Source organism: Nocardia sp. CC201C, from assembly GCF_030010695.1.
GTDB classification, from domain to species: domain Bacteria; phylum Actinomycetota; class Actinomycetes; order Mycobacteriales; family Mycobacteriaceae; genus Nocardia; species Nocardia otitidiscaviarum.
The window spans coordinates 14,202-30,614 of record NZ_JASCXP010000028.1; the positions used below are offsets into that span (position 1 = coordinate 14,202).

General features: G+C 66.5%; 18 protein-coding genes and 1 pseudogene. 8 read left to right on the forward strand and 11 right to left on the reverse strand.

Features of this window, described 5'->3' with window-relative positions:
* Nucleotides 1-16 precede the first annotated feature (16 nt).
* The 3 genes from QK444_RS05350 (at nt 17) to QK444_RS05360 (ending at nt 2,430) form a co-directional block, all read left to right on the forward strand.
* Entirely contained in the window at nt 17-592 is a 576-nt protein-coding gene (locus QK444_RS05350) for a DUF308 domain-containing protein (RefSeq protein ID WP_282777654.1), read from the forward strand.
* A gap of 112 nt (nt 593-704) precedes the next feature.
* A complete protein-coding gene (locus QK444_RS05355) occupies nt 705-1,484 on the forward strand; it encodes an acyl-ACP thioesterase domain-containing protein (RefSeq protein WP_282777656.1) in 780 nt (259 codons plus the stop codon).
* Nucleotides 1,485-1,647: 163 nt separating this feature from the next.
* Entirely contained in the window at nt 1,648-2,430 is a 783-nt protein-coding gene (locus QK444_RS05360; protein WP_282777657.1) for a hypothetical protein, read from the forward strand.
* 76 nt (nt 2,431-2,506) lie between these two features.
* Here the strand turns inward: QK444_RS05360 and QK444_RS05365 are convergent, their stop codons facing one another.
* Complete coding sequence (locus QK444_RS05365; RefSeq protein WP_282777660.1) at nt 2,507-3,349, reverse strand: alpha/beta fold hydrolase; 843 nt, start codon at nt 3,347-3,349, stop codon at nt 2,507-2,509.
* Entirely contained in the window at nt 3,346-3,936 is a 591-nt protein-coding gene (locus QK444_RS05370) for a TetR/AcrR family transcriptional regulator (protein ID WP_282777662.1), read from the reverse strand. Before QK444_RS05370 ends, QK444_RS05365 begins: the two co-directional genes overlap by 4 nt.
* A gap of 164 nt (nt 3,937-4,100) precedes the next feature.
* Between QK444_RS05370 and QK444_RS05375 the strand changes: the two genes are divergently transcribed.
* Nucleotides 4,101-5,252 (forward strand): epoxide hydrolase, encoded by a 1,152-nt coding sequence (locus QK444_RS05375; RefSeq protein WP_282777664.1) that lies wholly within the window; start codon nt 4,101-4,103, stop codon nt 5,250-5,252.
* Between the two features lie 20 nt (nt 5,253-5,272).
* On the opposite strand, the gene QK444_RS05380 is transcribed toward QK444_RS05375, so the two are convergent.
* Nucleotides 5,273-5,932 (reverse strand): hypothetical protein, encoded by a 660-nt coding sequence (locus QK444_RS05380; protein ID WP_282777666.1) that lies wholly within the window; start codon nt 5,930-5,932, stop codon nt 5,273-5,275.
* A gap of 244 nt (nt 5,933-6,176) precedes the next feature.
* Between QK444_RS05380 and QK444_RS05385 the strand changes: the two genes are divergently transcribed.
* The 3 genes from QK444_RS05385 to QK444_RS05395 all read left to right on the forward strand — a co-directional run bounded on the left by QK444_RS05385 (nt 6,177) and on the right by QK444_RS05395 (nt 8,811).
* Nucleotides 6,177-7,376, forward strand: coding sequence for a DUF418 domain-containing protein (locus QK444_RS05385; RefSeq protein WP_282777668.1), 1,200 nt, complete (start codon nt 6,177-6,179; stop codon nt 7,374-7,376).
* 623 nt (nt 7,377-7,999) lie between these two features.
* Entirely contained in the window at nt 8,000-8,131 is a 132-nt protein-coding gene (locus tag QK444_RS05390) for a hypothetical protein (protein ID WP_255056020.1), read from the forward strand.
* A gap of 38 nt (nt 8,132-8,169) precedes the next feature.
* Nucleotides 8,170-8,811 (forward strand): class I SAM-dependent methyltransferase, encoded by a 642-nt coding sequence (locus QK444_RS05395; RefSeq protein WP_282777672.1) that lies wholly within the window; start codon nt 8,170-8,172, stop codon nt 8,809-8,811.
* A 178-nt stretch (nt 8,812-8,989) separates the two neighbouring features.
* On the opposite strand, the gene QK444_RS05400 is transcribed toward QK444_RS05395, so the two are convergent.
* The 8 genes and pseudogenes from QK444_RS05400 to QK444_RS05430 form a co-directional block, all read right to left on the reverse strand.
* A complete protein-coding gene (locus QK444_RS05400) occupies nt 8,990-9,541 on the reverse strand; it encodes a dihydrofolate reductase family protein (protein WP_282777674.1) in 552 nt (183 codons plus the stop codon).
* A 61-nt stretch (nt 9,542-9,602) separates the two neighbouring features.
* Nucleotides 9,603-10,559, reverse strand: coding sequence for an RNA polymerase sigma-70 factor (locus tag QK444_RS05405; RefSeq protein WP_282777676.1), 957 nt, complete (start codon nt 10,557-10,559; stop codon nt 9,603-9,605).
* A gap of 16 nt (nt 10,560-10,575) precedes the next feature.
* Nucleotides 10,576-11,763 (reverse strand): FAD-dependent oxidoreductase, encoded by a 1,188-nt coding sequence (locus QK444_RS05410; protein ID WP_282777678.1) that lies wholly within the window; start codon nt 11,761-11,763, stop codon nt 10,576-10,578.
* A 127-nt stretch (nt 11,764-11,890) separates the two neighbouring features.
* Nucleotides 11,891-12,208, reverse strand: coding sequence for a hypothetical protein (locus QK444_RS05415; protein ID WP_282777680.1), 318 nt, complete (start codon nt 12,206-12,208; stop codon nt 11,891-11,893).
* Nucleotides 12,205-12,816, reverse strand: coding sequence for a hypothetical protein (locus tag QK444_RS05420; RefSeq protein ID WP_282777682.1), 612 nt, complete (start codon nt 12,814-12,816; stop codon nt 12,205-12,207). Before QK444_RS05420 ends, QK444_RS05415 begins: the two co-directional genes overlap by 4 nt.
* Nucleotides 12,817-12,961: 145 nt before the next feature.
* Nucleotides 12,962-13,807 carry a hypothetical protein gene (locus QK444_RS05425; protein WP_282777684.1) on the reverse strand — a complete coding sequence of 282 codons (846 nt, stop codon included), beginning with the start codon at nt 13,805-13,807 and terminating at the stop codon, nt 12,962-12,964.
* A gap of 840 nt (nt 13,808-14,647) precedes the next feature.
* Nucleotides 14,648-14,758: pseudogene (locus tag QK444_RS36445) on the reverse strand (resolvase); the annotation flags it as partial.
* Between the two features lie 56 nt (nt 14,759-14,814).
* Entirely contained in the window at nt 14,815-16,008 is a 1,194-nt protein-coding gene (locus QK444_RS05430; protein ID WP_282777686.1) for a hypothetical protein, read from the reverse strand.
* Between the two features lie 183 nt (nt 16,009-16,191).
* Between QK444_RS05430 and QK444_RS05435 the strand changes: the two genes are divergently transcribed.
* Nucleotides 16,192-16,413 (forward strand): hypothetical protein (locus QK444_RS05435; protein WP_282777688.1); only part of this gene is annotated, 222 nt, incomplete at its 3' end.

Here is a 16,413-nt window from a genome sequence, read left to right on the forward strand (position 1 = left end):
GTCATATCATTGCTCTATGCCCACCAATCGGATCGAGGGGCGTACCGCGGTGTTCGCCGAGTGGGCTTGGCAGACACTGCTGGTGATCGGCGTGTGCTCCGCCGTGCTCGGGCTGGCGACGGCGGTCTGGCCGAACAAGTCCACCACCGTGGCGGGCACCCTGTTCGGGTTGGTCCTCCTCGCCACCGCGGCGGTGCAGGCGATCGTTGCATTAGGTGCGAACATACCGACCGCGCTGCGGTTCCTGGATTTCTTCAGCGCCCTGCTGGCGGCCGCCCTGGCGTACTGGTGCTTCGGCAGCGGCGAATGGGTTCCGCTGCTGGGCATGTGGGTGGGCATGGGCTGGATGGCGCGCGGTGTGGTGCTGGCGCTGGTGGCGGCCTGGTCGGACGAACTCGCGGGCGCGGGACGGCAGGAAGCGGTCGGACTGACCACGACGGTCGTCGGCATCGCGGTGGCCGTGGTGCCGTTCCAATCCATCGCCACCCTGTCGGTGGTGGTCGGCCTGTTCACCCTCGCGCTGGGCGTCTCCGAGGTGCTGACGGCCGTGCGGCTGGAGCGCACCGCCGATCAGATCGTCGGTACGTACTGATCCGTCCCAGCGGGGCCTCCGGAGATCCTTGGGATGCCCAATGGTTGCGGGTAGCGTTCCGGGCGAGATCGCGATCCGGTGACCGACCACCATCCATCAGACGGAGGAACCCTTGCCGACCGAAACGGCGTACCGCACCGAACAACCGGTGATCGACTTCCCGCTGCCGCCGCGCCCGGACGGTGAGGCGTACGAGGCGAGTTGGGCGGTCCGCCTGGCCGACACCGATACTCGGGAGCGGCTGCGTCTCGACGGCATCGCGCGCTACGCCATGGATATCGGCTACGACCAGTTGCGCGCCGCCGAGGACGGGCATCTGCATCCGGCCTGGCTGGTGCGGCGCACGGTGATCGACGTGCTGCGGCCCATTCGGTTCGGCGACCGGGTGCGGTTGCGGCGCTGGCCGTCGGCGCTGTCCAACCGCTGGTTCAACGCGCGCATCCAGATCCACAGCGATCAGGGCGGCGTCGTCGAGGTCGAGCAGTTCCTGATCAATGTGGACCCGCAGGCGGGACGTCCGGCCCGCATGACCGACCGATTCATGTCCCCCATGCTGGCGGTGACCACCGAACACCGGCTGCGCTGGAAGGCCGCGCTGCACGAGCAGACCACCCCCGCCACCGACGCCCGCCCCTTTCCCCTGCGCGCCACCGATTTCGACCGCCACGACCACGTGAACAACGCCGTGCACTGGCAGGCCGTGGAAGAGGCCCTGACCGACCATCCGGATTTGCACGCGCGACCGCACCGCGCCATCGTCGAACACGTCGGCCCGGTCATGTCCGGCAACGACGTGACCATGCACAGTTGGCGCGGCACGAACGACCTGCACATACAGCTCGAAATCGACGGCACCGCACGGACTCTCGCCAGCGTCGCCGCCCTGCCCTGAGGATTGGCATCACCCGCCGGGCACGGATTCCGGCTGGTGCCGCAGTGGGGTGGACCGGGGATGCGGTCCGATTGCCAGCCGTTTAGGGTGCGTGGGTGGCGTCGACTTCGTCACCGGCGACCTCGCTGCCTGACCAGTTCGATCACAGCGACAGGAAACCTCGATGAGCGGGTCTGGCGGCGGCGAGATCATCGCGCGAATGCTGCACGCGGCCAAACGCCTCGCCGACGCGCTTGTCGCCAGAGCGGCTCCGCGAATCAGCGCGATGTACGGCCAATTCCCGCAGGAGACACGGGTCGCCCTGGAAGGGGCCACAGCCAAGGACAAGCAGCTCGCATCCGAGTTGGACCGGAGTGATTCGGGGCCACACACGGACCGGAATACCGCTGCCACACAGCCGGACTCCGAGCGGCCGCAGTCCTCGTCCGGTGTGCCGGACGTAGATGCGGACGGGCCTCTCATGCTCAGCGGGCGCCAGGCGTTGGAGGATCTGGTCGCACGATACGGCGACCGGATCGTCTTCCACGGCACCCGCGACGCGATCCGCACCCTCGAACCGCGTCAGACCAGCTGGGGTGACGAGGCCGGAAGACGCTACCCCGACGGTCCACCCGCCGTCTGCGCTGACACCCATTTCGACATACCCATCTTCATGGGGCTGTTCAAGGGACGATCCCTCTTCGCATACGGTCTCGACGAGGATGGCGGCGGTTACAAGGTCAAAGGCGCTGGCACCGACGACTTCCGCGACCTCACCGCCCATGTCCACGTCATCGACAGGCGACACTTCCAACAGGTCGAGTTGGGCGCTCCCGAGGGCTGGCCGCATCCCCTGGACGTGTCCCGCCCCCCGGAACTGAGGGCGACGACCGAGGTCGAGCCGTTCGCCATCGTCAAGGTGACGATGGCCGACTTTCCCTACCCGATCGGCGACTTCGACACGTGAGCCGTCCTGCCACCAGCGGCACGCCGCCCGCACTGCCGCGTGCGCTCGTATCTCCGAATGCCGGCTCGTCGCACGGTCACCCGGTCGCCGTGAACGCGCCGAGGAGCCGCTCGGCGAATTCGGGCGCGTCGGTTCGGGTCCCGTTGTGCGCCCCCGGGAATTCGACCAGCTCGCGGCCGAGACGCTCGGCGATCAGCTCGGCCGGACGGTACGGCAGGCAGCCTCGGGTCTCCCGTCCCGCCGCCAACACCAGTCGCTCCGACACTGCCGCCAGCGCGGCGTAATCCGGGACGTAGGAGGTGAATTCGCGCAACTCGTGCTCGATCATGCGCGGAGCGTTGGCCGCCAGGCGATCCCAGAGGGCCGCGGCGCGCGGACTCAGCTCCGAGACCTCGGGTGCGGGCTTCATAGCCGGGCCGATTCCGGCGAGGAAGCGGGCCCCGGCGGCGGCGACACCTTCGACCCGCAGGAGGTCGTACACCTCGTCGGCCATGGCGCGATGGACCTCGGCATCGGGCAGCACGGCGAAGCATGGCGGCTCGTGTGCGACCAGTGTCCGCACCTGCTCGGGATGGCGGGCCAGCAGGTCCAGGCCGACGATGGCACCGTTGCTGGTGCCGAAAACGAAGGCGGGCTCATCGCTCAGGTGCGCGAGCAGCCGGTGGGCGTCGTCGCTCTGCACGGCAACCCGCTGTCGCTCCGGGTGACCGCTGTCCAGGGTGCTGCGGGAGTAGCCGCGCGGGTCGAGTGCGGCGACGGTGAAATACCGCTCGAGGACCTCGGCCATGGCGTCGAAGACGCCCGCGTCTCCACCGCCGCCGGGGATCATGAGCAGCAGCGGTCCGCTGCCGCGCACCTCGTGGTAGATGGTCGCGCCGGGGGTTTTCAGGGTGCCGGATCGAACCGTCCCGGATCTCATTGTCCGTGCTCCTTATCGGTGTGCCGCCACTGCTCGAGTGTGCGGTGCAGGGCGTCGAGGATGTGTTCCCACGACGTGTCGGTGGGGCGGGGGTGGGCGAAGCCGCCGGCCGCCTCCAGGGTGGCGAAGCCGTGGAAGGTGCTGCGGAGCAGGCGAACCGCGTCGGTGGCCGCGGGCTCGTCGAGTCCGTACCCGCGCAGCAGGGCGGTGGTGAGTTCGATCGTGCGCGGAAAGGCGGGGTGGTCGCCCACCTCGGCAGGGTCCAAGCGCATCTGGGTGGCGGCGTAGCGGCCCGGGTGGTCGAGCGCATAGCCGCGATAAGCCCCGGCGAACCCGAACAGCGCGGCGCGACCCGACCGTCCCGCCACCGCCGCCGCGATGCGATCGGCCATCTCACCCGATGCCAGCAGCGCGATACGCGCTCGCAGGTCGTGCAGATTGCGCACATGTGCGTACAGGCTCGGGTCCTTGACGCCGAAGCCCCGCGCGACGGCGGACAGGGTGACCTTGTCGAACCCGATCTGGTCGGCGAGTTCGGCCGCCGCGCTGGTGATTCGCTCGGCGCTGAGCCCTGCGCGCGGGGACATGCGACTCCCTTCTTCCTATGACTATTAGGTTTCAACCTAACACAATTAGGTTCGAAGTATGCGTGCCCTGCCGCATGTCGAGGGTGCGGCAGTGCCGCACGACACACCTGTCGGGTTGCTGATCTAGGACAGTTTCCGACCTGCGGCGACTCTAGGTTGAGGTCATGAACGCCGACATCATTCCCTTCCGGATTCAGATTCCGCAGGCTGAGCTCGATGATCTGCGTGACCGTTTGGCCCGCACCCGTTCGCCGTATCCGGTGCCCGGCGCGGGCTCGCGGTGGGACCACGGCATCGCACCGGACTACCTGCGCGAGCTGGCCTCGTACTGGGCCGACGGATTCGACTGGCGCGCACACGAAGCCGACTTGAACACGCTGCCGCATTTCGTGACCGAGATCGACGGGCAGACCATCCACTTCCTGCACCTGCGCTCACCCGAACCCGACGCCACCCCGCTGCTGCTCAACCACAGCTATCCGACCTCGTTCGTGGAGTTCCTCGCCGCGAGTGGGCCGCTGACCGATCCCCGCGCCCACGGCGGCGACCCGGCGGATGCCTTCCATCTGGTGATTCCGTCGCTGCCCGGATTCGTGTTCTCGAGCCCGCTCTCGGCGGGCGGCTGGAACCTCGACCGGACGGCGTCGGCGTTCGGGGAGCTGATGACGCGGCTGGGCTACGACCGCTTCGGTGTCGAGGGCGGCGATATCGGCGCGGGGGTCACCGGCCGAGTCGCCGCGCTGCTGCCCGCGCGGGTCATCGGCGCCCATACGCACGGTGACCGGCTCCAGGTCGGGATGGTCGGCGAGGACCTCCCCGTTCCCGTGGGACTCGACGCCGAGGAGCGCAAGCAACTCGAAGCGGCGCAACGGAGTTGGGCACAGATGAAGGGGTATCGGGTGCTGCATTCGACCGAACCCAACGCGCTGTCGGCCGGGCTGGCCGATTCCCCGATCCTGCAGTTGGCGTGGATCGCGGAGAAGTTCGTGGAGTGGGCCAATCCCGCGACCCCGATCAGCCGGGAGAACGTCCTGATCACCGCCAGCCTGTACTGGTTCACCCGGACCGGGCCCGCGGCCGCCGACTTCTACTGGGAGATGGCGCATGCCGAGAACACCGGTTGGGGTGGGTCCTCGCCGGTGCCCCAAGGCCAGTCCCTGTTCTACAGCGATCCGTTCGTACGTAAGGTTCTCGGCGCCGGTGACGCCGTCGCCTTCTTCCGCGCACACGCCGAGGGCGGGCACTTCCCCGCCTTCGAAGTCCCCGATCTGTTCGTCGACGACATCCGCACCTTCTTCCGGCTACTGCGCCGGTGAATTCCGGTAGCGACGGGTGCTCAGGCTGCCGGGCGCATCGCGCTCCGGTATCGGCGGGACCACGGCGTGCGCGGATGGCGGGCCAGCAACTGGATGCTGAACGCGAGGAACTCGGCGCTGGCCTGCGCGTTGCGCGACAGTTCGGCCGGCGCGAGCCCGACATGGGAACGCGGCACCCCGGGCGCGAACCGTGCCAGCCGTGGCGGCGCGGCCGCGGCCCGCAGGGGAGTGACCTTCTTGTTGAAGATGCGGGCGAAGTCCATGGCCAGAGCGTCATCGCGGGCGGCGAGCTCGAACAGGGCATCGGCCGAACCGTCGGGCAGCTGCGGTTCTCCGAGAAGTGAGTTGGCCCAATACATCTGCCAGGCGTCGCGGTCGCGCCAACGCCACCATGCCGCGAGTTCCTCGTCGAGGTCACCGCCGGGTGACAGGCCGTCGATCAGCCGCTGGGCCAGGTGTTCGGCTTGGCGGAACGCATCGGACTGCCCCTGCCCCAGGGAGTAGTCCTTGAAATGCCCGGCGTCGCCGACCAACGCCCAGCCGGGCCCCGCTGACGCACGGAAATAACTGTGCCACTTCTGCAATACCCGGATCGGTCCGACGCGCGTCGCGCCCTCGACCGCGGCGGCCAGTTCGGGAACTCCTTCGTGACCCGGCGCGCACCCACGAAGAAGCGACATCACGCTCCGTGGTCCACACCGACCGGCAAATGTGTTGCAGACAGTCACACATAAGAGTGCGGTGGGCAACCCCGAACCGATCACAAAGCAATCGCTGCTGGTCCGGCCCCATGTGTTGGCTTCCGCGCGATTACTACCGGAACCCCTTCATATGCGGCTCGTAGTCCCGAGGTATCAGATGGCGGTGTCGCGGTTGACCCGCGCGGTGGATGTGAGAGTGGGTGGTGGGACATAGCGTTGCCCCATGTCCGGTTCGCCTGCCGCATCGTCCAGTGTTCGCCGTATCGGAGAAATCGATATTCTGCGGGGATTCGCGTTGTTCGGGATCCTGATCACCAACGTCGTGGTCCTCACGACGGTGCTGTCGTTCACCGGCACGGACGACGACCCGCGTCACCTCTACGACGGGACGATCGACCGGTTCGTCTACGCGATCGTCGACGGGCTGTTCATCGGCCGGTTCTACCTGCTGTTCGCCTTCCTGTTCGGTTACTCGTTCACGCTGCAGATCACGGCGGCCGAGCGGGCGCGAGCGCGGCCGGTGCCACGGCTGCTACGGCGGTGCCTGGCCCTGTTCCTGATCGGTCTCGCACACGTGATGCTGCTCTGGTTCGGCGATATCCTCACCCTCTACGCGGCGCTGGGGCTGATCCTGGTGCTGCTGCGCAAGATCCGGCCCCGGACGGCGTTCATCGCGGGCGTGGTGCTGTACCTGGTGTTCGTGGCGTTCTCCTTCCTGCCCGGCAGCGGCGAAATCGAAGGTCTGCGTGCCGTCTTCGACCTCCAGGCCATGCGGGCCGGATACACCGGCAGTCCCGCCGACACCTTCCACGCCCAACTCGACATCGCGCCGGCGTTCATGTTCCTCATCTGGCTCACGCAGGGCGTTCCGAGCCTGGGCATGTTCCTCATCGGCATGGCGGCCGGGAAGCGGCGGATCTTCGAGAACGCCGACCTGCTGCGCCGCTGGACGCGCGTAGGGCTCGCCGCGGGCGGGCTCGTCGGGCTGCCGGTATCGCTCGCGACCCTCTTCTTCGCGGCCACGGACGGCAGTCTGCCCCCGCACTGGTACGGCGTGCAGGAGTTGGTGAATCCGGTGGTGACGCTCGGCTACATGGCAGCCGTCGTCTGGTTGGCGCGCGGCCGCTGGGCGGGCGGGATCGCGTGGCTGGCCCCGGCCGGTCGCATGGCGGCGAGCAACTACATCCTGCAATCGGTGGTGATGATGCTGGTGTTCACCGGGTACGGGCTGGCCTTGGCGGATCGGGTCGCCCCCGCCGTCGCGGTGGGTATCGCGCTGTTGACCTACCTGATGCAGCTGCGGTTCAGCGCGTGGTGGTTGCGCGGTCACGGCTACGGTCCGGTCGAGTGGTTGCTGCGCGCGGCCACCTACCGGGAGTGGCCGCGCTGGCGACGAGAGGTCGCCGCCGCGCCGAACCGCTGATTCGGCCCGTATCCGAGACCGCGTTCGCCCGGCGCTGCCTCGGCGCGATGGGTTTACGCTGCCCGCGCACCGACGCAGCCATCCGCGACGGGCTCGACAGCCCTTTCCCCGCGATATCGAGATCCCGGACGATGTCGTCGTCGATATCCGCGCCATGACCTACACGTCGTTCACCGACTCGGCTGCGGAGTCCAGGCGCTATCGCGGAGCACGTCCGATCCCGAACCGGTTGGCGGGCATGACTATTCCGATGCTGGTCGTCTTCGGAGTCGAGGACGGGCACACTGACGCTGGCCGACGTCGGTCACACCCCCATGCTGGAGGATCCGGAGACGATCGCGACGCTGCTGCTGGCCTTCGCCGCCACGGTCGACGTCGGCTGAGCATCGCCGCGCCGACCTCCTATCTGCCCGACACGTGGAAACCTCGATCCGCTGCGGGTATGTTGAACAAGCACAGGTAGTTCGAGCCGCCGTGCCGTATCGCGGCGATGGCTGCGGACTGATCGCACAGCGGAGGGATAGGGGCGTGTGATGGGGCGCGCCGACGAACCGGGCCCACATATCACCAAGTGCAACGGCCACGAAGCTCGGTGGTGCCGGATCGACGGTGAGGTGCACGTCTTGAGCGTGCATCTGCAGAATCAGCCGGAACAGGTGTTCCCGGAGCCGGTAATCCTGGGCACCGCTTACGATTTCATGCCGCTCGCGCTCTGGAAGCAGGTTCAGCGGGACCGGGGTGCGGACCTGTCCTGACGAGCGTCGGCCGGGCGCGGTGGCCGGATGGGAGCACCGTGAACGAACCGCTGGCGGATCGGCAGCCAACCAGTCACGAACGCCGGTCGGGCCTGTCCTGGGACGAGTCGTATCGGGACGAACCCGCCCCGTGGGACACCGGTCGCCCGCAGCCGGCAATCGTACGGCTGGCGGCGGCGGGGGCGTTCGGTCGCACCGTCCTCGACGCGGGCTGCGGAACCGGTGAGAACACACTCCACATCGCCGCTGCCGGGGCCGCGGTCCTGGGCGTGGACGTGGCCGAGACCGCCATCGCCATGGCCCGGCGCAAGGCGACCGCCCGTGGACTCCACGCCGAATTCGCCGTGGCCGACGCCTTCCGGCTGCACCTGCTGCACCGCACCTTCGACACCATCGTCGACAGCGGCCTCTTCCACACCTTCGACGCCGACGAGCGAACGGCCTACGCGCACAGCCTCACATCGGTGACCACCCCCGGCTCCCGACTGTTCATCCTCTGCTTCGGCGACAACGGCCCCGACCTCGGCCCGCACCCCGTGAGCCGCGACGCGCTGGCAGCCCCCTTCGACCACGACCCCGACTGGCACGTCGCCGACATCGCACCGGAGATCATCGAAACCCGATTCACCCCGGACGGCGCACCCGCCTGGCTCGCGACGGTCGAACGGCTCGCGGGATAGGCCACGCCGCCGAAACACCGTCGCTCGGTGGCGCTTCCGGCCGGGTGGCGCAATCGCTGCCCGATGGCGAGCTGATGCAGCCGCAGCAGGCCGCTCCCGACATCGGATTCGGCGTATCCGGCTCCGAGAACGGCCATGCGGGGTTCAGGACACGGCTCATCCCGGTCTGAACGAGGGTTCACTCGGCGAGGTAGCGCAGCAGTACCGCGGTGCTGAAGTGTCGCGTTTCGGCCAAGCGCAGCGGGATGTGCTTGTCAAGGGGCGGGAACATCGGAGTGCCGCCGCCGAGCAGGATCGGCGAGACGAACAGTTGGTACTCGTCGATGAGGCCGTGGGGGAGCAGTGCGGCGGCCAGACTCGCGCCGCCGACCTCCATGACGCCGTCGCCTCCCGCCTTGAGCGCGCGGACCTCCTCGACCCCGTTCTCTCGAACCAGGGTGCTGTTCCAGTGGACTTCGGTCAGGGTCCGGGAGAAGACGACCTTCGGTTTGCCGGTCCAGAGCTCGGCGAAATCGCGTTCGATGGGTGGAGCGTCCTCGGGGACGTGCGGCCAGTAGTCGGCCATCAGCTCGTACATGCGACGGCCGTGCAGCGAGATCTCGAGCTCGCGGAAGCGGTCGTTGTGGAACTGGTGCAGTTCGTCGTCCGGGGTGGTCCAGCCGATGCCGCCGTCGCGGTCGTTCATGTAGCCGTCCAGGGATACACCGTAGGTGTAGACAAGTTTCCGCATAATCCGGTAGACCTCCCGCGGGCTCGACATTCATCGGTGCTCGTGCAACCTCCCGTGTACATCATCGAAGCGTGAGGTGGGTTTCGGAGTCGACGTGGGTGAGTTTGCGCGGATTGCGGACATAGAAGAGGCCGGTGATGTGCGCATCCTCGACGTGGACGGCGATGACGCCGTCGAGTTCGCCGTCCGCGTACAGGGCGAGTGCGGGACCGCCGTTGACCGTGGCCGGCTCGACGGTGATCGTGATATCGGTGGTGGTGAGCGTCTTGGTGAGCCCGCCGACGATGAAGCGGGATACCTTGTCGGCGCCGTGGATCGGCCGCGGAGACGCCTGTTTGATGCCGCCGCCGTCGCTGATCGCCACCACGTCGGGGGCGAGCACCGCGAGCAGTCCGCTCAGGTCCCGCGTTTCCAGGGCGTGCCGGAATGCCTCGACGGCGGCCTCGGCCTGGTCGGCCGTGACCGTGCGGCGCGGACGTCGGGCCTCGACGTGGCGGCGGGCGCGATGGGCGATCTGATGCACGGCCGCGGGGGTCTTGTCCACCGCGGCCGCGATCTCGTCGTAGCCGATCCCGAAAGCCTCGCGCAGCACGAACACGGCCCGCTCGGTCGGGGTCAGCGTCTCGAGTACCAGCATGAGCGCCATCGAAACGCTTTCGGCCAGTTCAACATCCGCCGCCACATCCGGGGTGGTCAGCAGCGGCTCCGGCAGCCAGGACCCCACGTACGATTCCCGGCGGCGTTTCAACGACCGCAGTCGGTTCAGTGCCTGCCGGGTGGTGATCCGCACCAGGTAGGCACGCGGATCGGCGACCTCCGCCGCGTCCACCTTCACCCAGCTCAGCCACGTCTCCTGGAGCACGTCCTCGGCGTCGGCGGCCGAGCCGAGCATTTCATAGGCGACGGTGAACAGCAAATTGCGGTGGGCGAGAAAGGTCTCCGTCGCGGCGACGGCGATGCGGGGGTCGGCGGGCACGCCGGACCGCCGGGGTCGGCCGGGTTCGCGCGTGGTGTCCATCGGGTTCGCTCCCGTCCTATGCGACGGGTGCCGTGGCGTCGCCGCGCTGGGCCAGCAGGGCCGGTCGATGCCTGCCGTCCTTGGGCCAGTGGTGCGAACCGGGCTTGTCCGCCTCCGTCACCAGATGTTCGACGCTGGCGGCGCAGGAGAACTCCTTCAGTGTGCGGCCCGCGAATCCGGTGAAGTACAGCGGCAGTGCGGTGTCGTCCTTGCGACCGAGCTGGAAGATGCCGGCGCGGCGGCCGAAACTGATGCACATGGCGGGGAAGGACAGGTCGATCGGCGTCGGCCGCTCACCCGCGATCCGGTGCAGGACGGTGTCGGCGGCGTGCGCGCCCAGGCAGCCCGCCGCGTAGGCGCTTATTCGGAACGGCAGATCCGAGGGTGCCGACGCGTCACCCGCCGCGACGATCCGCTCATCGTCCACGCTGGTCAGAGTCTCGTCCGTGAGCAGTCGCCCCGCGGCATCGGTGCGCAGACCGCTGCGCGCGGCCAGCTCCGGCACCCCGAACCCCGCGGTCCAGATGGTGACCCGGCTCGCCAGGGTGCGACCGTCCCGCAGTTCCACGGCGTCCGACGTCACCGCGGCGACCGCGGTATCCGGACCCTCCAGCAGGCCGACGCCGAGCTTGGTGAGGTAGGTGCGCGCGGTGCGGCGCGCCCGCGGGTGCAGATACGGCCCGAGGCCACCACCGCAGATGAGGGTGACGCTGCGCCCCTGCTCCGCCAGTTCCGTGGCGGTCTCGATCCCGGTCGGCCCGCCCCCGACCACCGTCACCGCCGCCGACATCGGCGTGTCGAACAGCACCGAGCGCAAGCGCCGTGCCGCCTCCAATGTGGCTATCGGATAGGCGAACTCGGCCGCGCCCGGTACCCGCGGCCCCGCGCTGCCGCTGCCCACCGCGTAGACGAGGTAGTCGTAGCCGATCCGGCCGCCCTCGGCCAGCGTCACGCCGCGTCCGGCCGCGTCGATGCCGGTGACGTTGTCGACGACCAACCGGACGCCCTCGGCGAGCACGTCCGGGTATTCGACGACCGCGTCGTGGGTACCGCCCACCAGCTGATGCAGTCGCAGCCGCGGAACGAAGACCGACCGTGGATTGATCACGGTCACCGTCACGTCGTCGCGCTGGGTCAGGCGATTGGCCGCCATGATCCCGGCGTACCCGCCGCCGACCACGACCACATCGATGTTCTCGCCCATGATGTCTCCTTCACTCCGAGGGGTTCACGCACCAGACACCGCAGTCCCGAGTTTCCTGACGCGATGTGACTCAGATCACTCGCGGCACCGACGCGTGTTCACGGGGTTCCGGACCGGCGGGTTTCGATCATTCACCGCTATCGTTGCCCCATTGCGGTAATGCCTTGGAAATTTCTTCGACCAAGAAGGCATCGAGTTCGGTGTCGGAAAGTTCACCAGTCCCATCCGTCCACCAGCCCCCGATGCACTGAACCGCTGGGTAGGGTAGGGAGAATGCGCTCCGCATCACATCCATCAGTTCGGGTGTCGATACGTTCGGGTAAAGGCTGATGATCTCTCGCAGAATTCGAGAGGGGGACAGGCCCCCCTGGTGCATCTGGATTACCAGTGCAATTGTCCGCTCGCCTATTTCCCGTTTGTCTAAAATCGGATCACGATCGTTCATCGTGTGAACTCTACCTCCACGGTTGTGTACGATCCAGGATCGCCCTGAGCGTTCAGGAGTCGTACTGCTCGATAGCCTGCGCTTGCTGCCTGCTTCCCCGTCCATGTCTGCGCCGCCGCGACCTCTGATGACAATCCGCGAGCGGTGAGTTCGTTGAAGCGGGCGAGATTTGAACCCCACTGCCAGTTCCCCAGTATCGAGGTGAATTTACCTTCAAAGAATTTCATGATGGCCCGGAACTGCTCTGCGCCCTTCAATAGTTCCGAGCGCTGCCCATTTTCCAGTTGGGTTCGAATGGTCATGTAGAGCTCGCCGCCCGGGCCCACTGTGCCTTCGGAATAGAGCCGCGGACTCGTCGGATCTTGTTTATAGTACCGCTGACCTGGAATGGACCGGTCTATCAGAAGCGGCGGTGCCGGGGCACTGTCTTCGAGTGGATTCGATCCCGTGCCATCGGGACTCAGCCCCTCACCGGCTTTCTCGATCTCACGCCCGCCCCGCTCGGCGGCACTGGCGATTCTGCTGCGTGCCGCGCGGACCTCCTCGGCCAGGTCGCCCAGTGTGCCGTGCAGGTGAGGACCGGTCTGGCGGCTGAGAAGTATGACCATGTCGGCCGCTATCCGCCTCAACTGCCGCAATACCTGTTCCCCAGGCCCACCCGTCATCACCGACCGCCGTCACCGTGGACTACGGGTCCGGGTGCGGGCCTCATCTGCCGACGAATGTGTCGCTCGCTCATATTCCATCGGGCACCTAATTTCCGAAGTAGTTGTCAGACAGTTTCTGATAGAAGGGATAGTATTCCTGATACCAAAACGAATTCGGGTGGTTGATGCTGTCGGCGATTATGAGACGCGCCTCTTGGCGGGATATCGCGCCACTGGCATGGCTATTGTAGGCGACCTCGACGGCGAATTGTATGCCGTCTCCGCCTCTGTCAAAAGGTCGGATATCCGGACCGCCGTTCTCCGAGATTTCTCTCCGCACCTGCGCGGACATTAGTTCAGCCTCGGCTTCATCGACGAATGCATTGTACAGATGCTCATCTATCCACTGCTCGCGTGTCATATCCTTTGTAGGAGGCTTTATCGAAAGGGTTACGTCGCTCTTCCTGGCGTGTCCGGCCTCATGAGCCAGGTAATCTGTCAGCAGCAGATTGTCTCCCTTCACAGCGATGTCGATGTTGATCAACTTTTGATCTCGTACCGCGTAAAATCCGCTGCCTTTCGGTCCCCATCGAATGATCCAGCCATCCGCTTCCAAATCCTGCAAAGCCTTCTCCAGCGTGGGAGACAATTCGACGAGCGCGTCCACTTCCTGAACCGGTCCGTCGCTGGAAGGTCCCGCCTGTCCTGCGCTGTCACTGGCCAGGATCTGGTAGCCCCACAATCCAGCGGAGGTCGTCCATGCGATCGTCGAAGCACGCTCCCAGGTGAACTTCGGTGCATTGCGTTGATCAGCGCTGTTCAGCCCGGTAGCCGTGTTGCGCAGTCCGCCGCTGCCGGCCCGGTAGCGGGTGACGAAGCCCTCGCCGGCCCGCCGCAGCAGGTTGCTGGTACGGCCGGCGATTTCTTCGACGAGTTGCGAGACTCGGCTCATGGCGTCTCGTGCACGCTGATTGCGCGAAGCGTCCTAGCTCCCGCGGTGAACTGTAGGTACAGCGTTCTGGGACCGCGCCTCTCCTGGAACGAGATGATTCCCTCTGGTGGTATCCGAGGGTTGACGCTGACCTGCTCGGAGGAAAGGTGGAAGCGAGTCGTGAGATCGGTCTGGGTGATTCGGCATCCCGCCGAGACGTGCATTGTCACCAAGCCCTTCGGGGGACCGGACAACGTACGAGATCCACGGAAGGTGATTGTCGACAATGGACCCGTCTCGGGGTGTGCCTCGAATTCGCGCACGTGAGGATTGGTGCAGGGCACCTCGAGCAGCGTGACCGAGCACGCCTCGGAGAGAGAGTCCGGCGTGAAAGGACCCTGTACGGCCAGAATCCGGTCGACAATCCTGCTGATCTCGCCTGCGCCTCCGGGCGTCACGATGCGCCTCGACGAGTGTGCGGCAAAGCTGGATCACTTGATTCCGACAGTGAAATCCCATCCCGACGAAAGCGGTTTATCCGGGATTCGCCGGGCGCTTTGCGCGACGGACATCCGGCAAGTCGGATGTCTGCAACTCGCGGCCACCTGGCACGCTGCTGCGGCTTCAGTTCTCGCATGGCGCCCGCTCGATCTCGGACTCATGACGACCCAGCAGCGTCGATACCGCGGCCCAGCAGCCGATTTCGAAATGATCCACAGCAACCCCATCCCTCCGGCACTACCCGAACGAGACCGAATCCTCGTCTCGAGGAGGCAGTGCCATGCACCTGATCCTCCCGCAGGAGGGGCGATCTCAATCCGTCGGCGCTTCCCAGCGCCGGGAAGCGCTGATAGAGAAATGGCGGCTTCTGAGGCGGCTTTTCGCGCGGGCCTTGCCCATGCCCTCGCGGGTGCGTAGGTGGTTGAGGTTGGCCTCGAATCCTGCGACCATCGCGAGGGTTTGCAGGAACAGCGACGCAGCAACACCGTTGCTACTTTGCCCAGCAAACTCAGGTGACCACGTGGTGGCTACAGGCGTAGCGCCGAGCGCATCAAAGTGTCCAATTCCTTGCCCAGTTCGCGGATGTCGAAATCATTCTCGAAAAGCACCGCTACTTCACCGACAGCCAGTTCGGGCGACGAACACAAGGCGGTGTCGAAGCCGTTGCCTGTCAACCACAGCATCTCTGTCGAGTCGATGACATCCTCGCGGTTCCAGTCGGGGATGGCACCCAGCCAGCCCGCCCATGTTGCGAAAGTCGACATATGCGACGGCTGGGCAAGGCCGTAGGATTCGCCGTCGAGCATGGTGAACCCAGGGTGCACATCCGTGAGAAACCGGTGCACCGCCGGTGGCAGCGTCTCCCAGAACGGTGGCGTCGGTCCGGTGAAGGTGTGCGGATCCCATCCCACCCATACCACCGTGTCGCCATCGGCGTCTTCGACGAAATAGAGCAGAGCCTGACCCTCCGAGTGCCATCGGCAGACGTGCACGTCACATAGTCGGGCATGCAGTTCGGCGGCGAAATCCGGCACCAGGTCCAGGAAATCGGAATTCCAGCGTCGCAGCGCCAACCGTACTCGCTCCTCACGATCGCCTGCCGTGTCGATCTCGTGGAACGGTTCGGTCGCATGGGCGTCCGGCCCATCGAACATGAACACGATCGGGCCGTCGCCTCGATCGCCACCCAACAGTTCCTCGAGTTTGTGCGTGCCCGAGACCATCGTTGGGGCACCGTATTCGAGCTGGTCGAGCAACTGCGACTCGCCTGCGGCGGCCGATGAAACTGCGCGGTGCAGGTCCGATCGCACCCGGTTCTCCAACTGCACCTGCTCGACCTGGTAGTCGGGGTCGATCCCTGTCAGCATTGCGGCACTTCGGCCGCGTTGCATCCAGTACACCGGCCGTGACACCCACTGCATGTTCGCTGACGTGTGGGTGACACGCCACATCTGCTCCGGCGTGAGATCGATGAATCCTGGGATATGCATGAGCTCCGACAGCGGGATGATGCGCGCCGCGACGACTGCGGAGTCGAACTTGCCCGGGCCGATATTCCCCCCGTACCGTAACTGCCCCTGCATAACTTCGAACCTTTCTCCGACTGACAGCGTCACGACGGAAAGGTTGCCAAGATGGCCCGAACGCGCCGCGTCATCCGCTGCTTGCGGCCCATTGTGGCAGCACCCGACACTCATTCCCTGAGAGACCTTTCCAGCCATGGGGGCCGTATCCCTTCGAGCTGCCTAACCGCTGTCACCCGATCGTGCAGCAGTCCCTTTCGGCTTCGGAGGTCGTTGCCGGTAACCCCGGCTCACACCATTTCCAGAGCACACCCCACGGCCCAGCGGCGGCTGTGTGAGGATGGGCGGCGTTCGTTCAGCTCGGTACGTGAGGAGCAGTTGGTGAGAGTTCGATACCTCGTGGGATTGCCGGTGGCCGTCATGGCCATGATGCCGATGTTCGGGTTCGCCGCCTCGGGCACCGCGCAGGCTCGGGTGCAGACCTACAGTTGCACCGCCGAGTCGTGGGGCGGCGAGCAGCTCGGTCCGTTGACCGTCGAGTCGAAGTACGGTGTGCGCGCGGCCAAGGGGCTGGCCAAGACGGAATGGCGCGGGGAGGCCAAG

What these genes read in the sequence shown, in the direction of transcription:
- QK444_RS05350 (WP_282777654.1), top strand. Translation starts at nt 17, where the DNA reads ATGCCCACCAATCGGATCGAGGGGCGTACCGCGGTGTTCGCCGAGTGG.
- QK444_RS05360 (WP_282777657.1), top strand. Translation starts at nt 1,648, where the DNA reads ATGAGCGGGTCTGGCGGCGGCGAGATCATCGCGCGAATGCTGCACGCG.
- QK444_RS05365 (WP_282777660.1), bottom strand. Translation starts at nt 3,349, where the DNA reads ATGAGATCCGGGACGGTTCGATCCGGCACCCTGAAAACCCCCGGCGCG.
- QK444_RS05370 (WP_282777662.1), bottom strand. Translation starts at nt 3,936, where the DNA reads ATGTCCCCGCGCGCAGGGCTCAGCGCCGAGCGAATCACCAGCGCGGCG.
- QK444_RS05375 (WP_282777664.1), top strand. Translation starts at nt 4,101, where the DNA reads ATGAACGCCGACATCATTCCCTTCCGGATTCAGATTCCGCAGGCTGAG.
- QK444_RS05380 (WP_282777666.1), bottom strand. Translation starts at nt 5,932, where the DNA reads ATGTCGCTTCTTCGTGGGTGCGCGCCGGGTCACGAAGGAGTTCCCGAA.
- QK444_RS05385 (WP_282777668.1), top strand. Translation starts at nt 6,177, where the DNA reads ATGTCCGGTTCGCCTGCCGCATCGTCCAGTGTTCGCCGTATCGGAGAA.
- QK444_RS05400 (WP_282777674.1), bottom strand. Translation starts at nt 9,541, where the DNA reads ATGCGGAAACTTGTCTACACCTACGGTGTATCCCTGGACGGCTACATG.
- QK444_RS05405 (WP_282777676.1), bottom strand. Translation starts at nt 10,559, where the DNA reads ATGGACACCACGCGCGAACCCGGCCGACCCCGGCGGTCCGGCGTGCCC.
- QK444_RS05410 (WP_282777678.1), bottom strand. Translation starts at nt 11,763, where the DNA reads ATGGGCGAGAACATCGATGTGGTCGTGGTCGGCGGCGGGTACGCCGGG.
- QK444_RS05415 (WP_282777680.1), bottom strand. Translation starts at nt 12,208, where the DNA reads ATGAACGATCGTGATCCGATTTTAGACAAACGGGAAATAGGCGAGCGG.
- QK444_RS05420 (WP_282777682.1), bottom strand. Translation starts at nt 12,816, where the DNA reads ATGGTCATACTTCTCAGCCGCCAGACCGGTCCTCACCTGCACGGCACA.
- QK444_RS05425 (WP_282777684.1), bottom strand. Translation starts at nt 13,807, where the DNA reads ATGAGCCGAGTCTCGCAACTCGTCGAAGAAATCGCCGGCCGTACCAGC.
- QK444_RS05430 (WP_282777686.1), bottom strand. Translation starts at nt 16,008, where the DNA reads ATGGCTGGAAAGGTCTCTCAGGGAATGAGTGTCGGGTGCTGCCACAAT.